A 5,668-nucleotide genomic window follows, 5' to 3' on the forward strand; every position below is an offset into this window, starting at 1 on the left:
TGGCGATTTTTGTCAATTATTTTTTATCTAGAGCGAACTAATCAATTAAGTCTCTTGCCAGATAAGGATTTAGTCGATTTATGCCCCCCTATCGAACCATACTAAGTAACGAAGAACCGAGTATTTTAAGTGAACAGTAAACAGTGAATAGTGAACAGTAATCGGTGAGCAGTGAAAAGACATTAGGAAACTTTTATTTAATACTGCTCACTTAAAACTCAAATCTGATAACTGATAACTGATAACTGATAACTGATTACTGATTACTATGCTGTAATTTCCAGAGAAAACTAGCGAGGAGATTGGTGATAATATGAGCGAGGATCGGGATTAATAAATTACCGGTGATGATGACGGTATAACCGAGGGCAAAACCGACAACAGTTGCCCAGATAACATAGGGCCATTGTTGGGAACCGCTAAAATGGAGGATACCAAAAATTAGACTAGAAACGGTTAAACCAAAGATATTTAAGCCCAAAGCCGGCAAAATCACCCCGCGAAATAATAATTCTTCACTTAACCCCGGCAGTAATCCAATCCAAATTAAATCGGGCCAAGCTAAAGGTTTAATGACTAATTCTAAGTAAGAGTTAGCACTATGGCGATAACTAGACCAAAAACGATATAGAAGCCCACTAATTCCACTAATTGCCCCCGCTAAGGCTAATCCGAACAGGAAATCCGGGAGAGTCAAGCGAATTGCGGGAATAGCGATCGCACCGAAATATTGCCAAACTTTGGCGACTACCAGCAAGATAATCGCCGTTACCGCCATAATGGTGAGGACTTGTGTGCGTGTCAGGGGATCAAATTCGGAATTAGGGGAATTAGTCACGGATTCTCGGATAAACAGCGTAAAGAGTGTAAATTAGGGCGAAGAGATGCGAGGCTAACCCCTGCCCGTTGACAAACGATCGCACCGATCGCCTCTGTATACGAGTGTACCCTAATTGCTTTCACCCCTAGAGGTTCCGGGTCCACCTTCATTCTTGTACTATTTTCCTCGACAGCAATCAGTACACTTTTTTCTTGACAAAAACTCAAAACTGTGCAACAGCCGCAGGCACTGGCGGGAACGATCAGCGCGTCCACCTCCCGGCCCCAAATAGCATCGGGACTGGGCTGCTTGACCAATTGGGGGGCGCGACTTAAACCCACCAAAACGCAGGGTAAAAAAGTATAACCGATTTCTTCGGCCGCGGCCTTGGGGGAAAGTTGCGGATCGAGGGGCAGCGGACTTAAAGCGGGAGCGTGGGCCGCCGGTATTTGGAATTGTCGGACTACCAGATGGGAAATTACCGCTTCGGCCCCGGCAAGGGGATCCACCCCCTGACCATGGCGATAATTAGCCAGGGCAATGCTATCGGGATCGTCGGGAAAACGGGCAACAATGGCGATCGCTTCCGCCCGGCCCTGGTTAATCAGTTTTTCTGCTCCCCGCAGCAAGCTGTCGGGATTGCCAATTGTTCCCCAACTGGCCCCAGAGGCTGCCTCTCGCAACTGCACATTTAAGGGGGCATCGGTGATAACGTAATCGGTGAGATCTAAGCCTAGGGTGGCCCGGACAGCATCGGCAGCCTGAAGGTGTCTTTGCAAGAGGTCAAATTCAATGGCGCGATCGAATAGTAACCCGATGCGATTTTGATGGACGGGACTTAATCCCCAATCCCCCCGGGCAAAACGATCTAAAGCGTAACCCTCCACATAATAGGTGTTGTCCAGAGGCCAGTACAGTTGTGCGCCGTTGAGGACATTGGGATGGGTAATTAGGCGATCGCAAACTTTAGCGATCGCTCTGGCCACGGGAATGCCATCCCCAGCATAACCGCCAATCGCTGCCCCGATGCCGGTGGGAATAATTAGTACGGCGGTATAGGGACGGGAATTCACGAGGCAGTGGTGACAATCGCTTCGACTTTGACTTGATTATTCTCGGTATCCACTTCTGTGATTGCCCAACGCAAGGGTTCACCCCGTTTGGCCAATTCTTTTTCAATTTCTTGCTGCAGTTGTTGCGGGGTTTCCTGTAGGTCGATTTCGGCGCTAATAAAGTGAGTGGTCATAGTCATAACTCCCGTGGATCATCTCATTTAGTTTACCGCAGTGGGGAGACCACTTCCTGAGCGTTGCGGGGGGGAGTGGGGAGAAGACCGATAGCCGTAGTCTGACACCTTTAGGAATAGACCTCTTGTAAAAATCAACAATTATCTTGGTTGGTTAGGAGTCAGCAGCCAGTAGCCAGGAGAATTAAGAAGGAACAGTCATCAATTAAACAGTCTATTTGGATATTTTATGCCACTTAATCCTTATTTTTAGCGTTTTTAAACCATCAAAAATCAATTGTGCCAGAGATTTAAGCATTAGCTTCAAAATAGTTAAGAATTATTCTCAACTATTAAAAAATATTGTTGATACTAGACTTGGCTAAAAAAAAGCCCTAGACTGAATGGTTGACAAGAAAATTAGTCTAGAGCCTGATTAAGCCAAAGAAGCGATGCCAGTTGCTCCTTTAGCAGTGCATAGTTGAGGCTAAGTGATTACTAGAATCATTTAGCGCCAGCTTTGTCTATGTCTAAATTCTAGTCTTGACGTTATTTAGCGTCAACTTGAGTCTAAAAATCCTTTGATGGTTGGACACAGGTATTCTCTGGACTTTTTTGAGCAAAGTTCGACCTAATTGAGATAATTTCTCATTTACTCTTTCCAAATCGTCAAGGAGAAGCAGATGTTATCTGATCCCACAGAATCCGAAAAAATAGATTTCCCCAAAACCCTAGATATCGCCACCGTTTGCGTTTATGGGCTAGGAATCCTCTCGGCGGGCTTATTTTTATTCCTGCCCTTCGTCAATCTCCTGCATCCGAGTCCGTGGCAGCGATGGTTAGGCACAATTCACGGTTTTGGCTCTTTATTAGCCCTAGTCGTCATTGTTTACGCAGGCCACCTCGCTTTTCCCCTGTTAAGAGGTTCTAGCAAACTCTTGCGGCAAATGCGAACCCTCACCTTCTGGGCTACCGTCCTCGCTTTTTTAGCGATCGCCACTGGTAATTTAGCCTATATGCGCTATCGGGCTGATTTAGAATTTGGCGGCGCGCGCGCTTGGTTAAAAGAAAATTCGCCCCTCGGTCAATACGTCCTCATGGAATACCACGAATTCAGCGTCCTGTTTACCTTGCCCCTAGGCGTGGTCTGCACTTGGATTCTCTGGAAATACGGCGACTCAATTTTAGACAAAGCTAACCGACCGGTGTTAACAGCCACTTGCATTGCTCTGATGGCAATGATGTTTTTTGCTATGGGTGGTCTCGTTAGCGGCCTCGGTGTCGCCAAAATTCAGGCTCTGTAAACCTTTATTTGCTTATTCACCTCAAAAATGACTAAAATTCAACTTTCGCTCGTTCTAGCCACTGTTTTCGGCTTACATACTGTGTCTCCTGCCCTAGCGGGTTCGATGTATAAAATCACCGACTTGGGTACACTCAGCCCCGATGGTACGGATACGAGGGCAGCCAGCATTAACAACCAAGGTCAAATCGTCGGTCGTTCCCGCACTGCCGGTAATACCGCTTCTAGTGGCTATATCTGGGAAAACGGTACGATAACGGCTTTACCCCTTACTGGCCCAGTTAATGGCGGCACCCCCGTCACTCTCCCCGGTCGCGGTGGTTTATCCCGTTCCATTAATGACGCAGGGATGATTGTCGGTGCGGGAGATGAAACCGCCGGCCCCACAGACCGGGCGTTATTGTGGACTCCTAACGGTTCCGGGGGTTACGACCTCAACATTTATAACTTTGGTGGCCTGGAAAGTTATTTTATCGACATCAACAACAGCAATCAGATTGCTGGTTATCATATCTTTGAAACCAATCGAAGAAACACTATTTTCTGGGAAAATGGTACGCGCATCGACTTACCTAGTCTTGACGGCGATCAAAATTTTGGTTTAGCCATTAATGACAATACCGAAATCGTTGGTTATGTAGACTCCGATGGTGTAGTGGACGGAACTAATGTCTACAGTGCCGCTTTTTGGGAACAGGATGCCAATGGTAATTTTGTCCTGACTAATCTAGGAATTCCCAACGGATTCGCCCAAAGTTTTGCCCGAGATCTTAACGAAAATGGCTTAGTTATTGGTCAAGCGACTAATGGTTCAGGAGCCACTTTAACCTCTAGTGGATTCCTCTGGGATAACGGCAATTTGATTAATTTAGGCAGTCTTGGTGGTACGCGAGGCGATGCTTTAAGTATTAACGAATCTGGTCAAATTGTTGGCTTTTCTAATCTTGCTAGTGAAGTTGCCCATGGGACTCTTTGGCAAGAAGGCCAGTTATTTGATTTAAATAATTTAGTCATTAATGGTACGGGTTGGGTTTTAAATCAAGCCACGGGCATTAATGGGCGTGGCCAAATTATTGGTTTTGGCACTTTTACTAATGAATTGGGAGAAACGGAAACCCGCGCTTTTATCCTAGAATCTGTACCCGAACCTAGCACCATTATGGGACTTTTAGCGGTGGGAATTTTGGGTTTTACACAGTTACGAACTCTTAAAAAATAGGAGCAACTCTCATGACACAACCCTATGTTGATAGCCCTTGGTACGGTAAAATCTGGGCTTTTGTACAACAATTTCCCCAAGGTTTAGCCCAAGGAGCCAAACGTTCTCCCGCTACTTCTGGCCCTGCAGCTGCGGCAATTATTAGCGCCGCAATCGGTTGTTGTTTAATGATGGTTTCTCACCATTTTTCCGATGCAGACCAGACAAAAACCGTAGAAACTCTGCTCTGGAATTTAGGGTCTTGGATTCCTGGCAGTAAAAATCCTAGCAAAATGTGGGGTAATATTGGCAGTTATACCGGCAAAGAAACTATGTTATTAATTGGCTGGTTAATCAGTTGGCCTATACTCCATTATCTCTGGAAAGATCGCAAGATTAAGGCTAAAACAATTCTCTTTTGGTTTTTCGCCCTCATTATTGCCGCCACCGCTATGTCATGGCATCCTATCTTTCCTTATTTACCCTTAACTTAAACTTATGGAGGTAACAAAATGGATGTTCAAATTAGAAAACTTTCCTCTCGTAAAATGCACAATATCGTCTGGATTTTAGTGGGAGTTTTTGGTTTATTTGCTATTACTTTTCCTCTGTCTATGTGGCGAGTCAGCAATATGGAAAAGTTTCAAGGTTCTCATGTTAAATCTTTACCAGTGGAAGGAGAAGTGAATTGCAAATCTTCACGGATTACAACTAAATAAGGGGCTGGCTTAATACTAAGCAAGACAGTTTCAGCTAAGAAGGAAAAAATGTCATATCCTGTGGAGGCAAAACATCAAATAGTTGTTGAAAAGGAGAGACAATTTCTGAATTTTTGGCTGAGACTAAAACCCCCTTTTCAGAGATTTTATCTACTCCAAGTAATCTGGTTAAGCTGTACTAAATTTAAACTGAGTATTGGAAATTTGGCTCTTCTGGTTTCTGTGTGGAAACGAGGTCTATACTGATAGTTTCTTCCGCCGCTCGACTGAGCTTCGCTGAACGTAAAAATAGCCCTAAAAGTCTTGCCCGATAAGCATTTCACGATTCCATAAGCAAAAATTATCACACAAAGAATAAGAGGCTCTTCGGGAATTGTTATGCAAATAATTAACTTAAAATAAA

At 44.8% G+C, this 5,668-nt stretch carries 7 protein-coding genes; 4 read left to right on the plus strand and 3 right to left on the minus strand.

The annotated features are described in order from the left end of the window. Positions 1–256: 256 nt before the first annotated feature. Genes IM500_RS24095 through IM500_RS24105 form a run of 3 tightly spaced genes read right to left on the minus strand, consistent with a single transcriptional unit; the run spans position 257 to position 2,066 of the window. The gene (locus IM500_RS24095) at positions 257–838 is read right to left on the minus strand and encodes a CPBP family intramembrane glutamic endopeptidase (RefSeq protein WP_190720131.1); all 582 of its coding nucleotides are present in this window, start codon (positions 836–838) and stop codon (positions 257–259) included. Then, positions 835–1,893 (minus strand): DUF3326 domain-containing protein, encoded by a 1,059-nt coding sequence (locus tag IM500_RS24100; protein WP_287739669.1) that lies wholly within the window; start codon positions 1,891–1,893, stop codon positions 835–837. Before IM500_RS24100 ends, IM500_RS24095 begins: the two co-directional genes overlap by 4 nt. Further along, the gene (locus IM500_RS24105; RefSeq protein WP_002734354.1) at positions 1,890–2,066 is read right to left on the minus strand and encodes a DUF8621 family protein; all 177 of its coding nucleotides are present in this window, start codon (positions 2,064–2,066) and stop codon (positions 1,890–1,892) included. The genes IM500_RS24100 and IM500_RS24105 overlap by 4 nt, the downstream gene beginning before the upstream one ends. Before the next feature lie 662 nt (positions 2,067–2,728). Between IM500_RS24105 and IM500_RS24110 the strand changes: the two genes are divergently transcribed. The 4 genes from IM500_RS24110 to IM500_RS24125 are packed head-to-tail and all read left to right on the plus strand — an operon-like array spanning position 2,729 to position 5,265. Continuing rightward, a complete protein-coding gene (locus tag IM500_RS24110) occupies positions 2,729–3,349 on the plus strand; it encodes a hypothetical protein (RefSeq protein WP_190720124.1) in 621 nt (206 codons plus the stop codon). 27 nt (positions 3,350–3,376) lie between these two features. Further along, positions 3,377–4,567, plus strand: a complete 1,191-nt coding sequence (locus IM500_RS24115) for a PEP-CTERM sorting domain-containing protein (RefSeq protein WP_190720121.1) — start codon at positions 3,377–3,379, stop codon at positions 4,565–4,567. Between the two features lie 11 nt (positions 4,568–4,578). Further along, complete coding sequence (locus IM500_RS24120; RefSeq protein WP_002762822.1) at positions 4,579–5,040, plus strand: hypothetical protein; 462 nt, start codon at positions 4,579–4,581, stop codon at positions 5,038–5,040. Positions 5,041–5,058: 18 nt separating this feature from the next. Beyond that, a complete protein-coding gene (locus tag IM500_RS24125; protein WP_002762824.1) occupies positions 5,059–5,265 on the plus strand; it encodes a hypothetical protein in 207 nt (68 codons plus the stop codon). Positions 5,266–5,668: the final 403 nt, after the last annotated feature.

This window comes from Microcystis sp. M179S2 (assembly GCF_020245805.1).
In the GTDB taxonomy this organism is placed as follows: Bacteria; Cyanobacteriota; Cyanobacteriia; order Cyanobacteriales; family Microcystaceae; genus Microcystis; species Microcystis aeruginosa.

Bases quoted from the DNA above. Each gene is read 5' to 3' on its own strand.
- IM500_RS24105 (WP_002734354.1), bottom strand. From the start codon at position 2,066: ATGACCACTCACTTTATTAGCGCCGAAATCGACCTACAGGAAACCCCG.
- IM500_RS24110 (WP_190720124.1), top strand. From the start codon at position 2,729: ATGTTATCTGATCCCACAGAATCCGAAAAAATAGATTTCCCCAAAACC.
- IM500_RS24115 (WP_190720121.1), top strand. From the start codon at position 3,377: ATGACTAAAATTCAACTTTCGCTCGTTCTAGCCACTGTTTTCGGCTTA.
- IM500_RS24120 (WP_002762822.1), top strand. From the start codon at position 4,579: ATGACACAACCCTATGTTGATAGCCCTTGGTACGGTAAAATCTGGGCT.
- IM500_RS24125 (WP_002762824.1), top strand. From the start codon at position 5,059: ATGGATGTTCAAATTAGAAAACTTTCCTCTCGTAAAATGCACAATATC.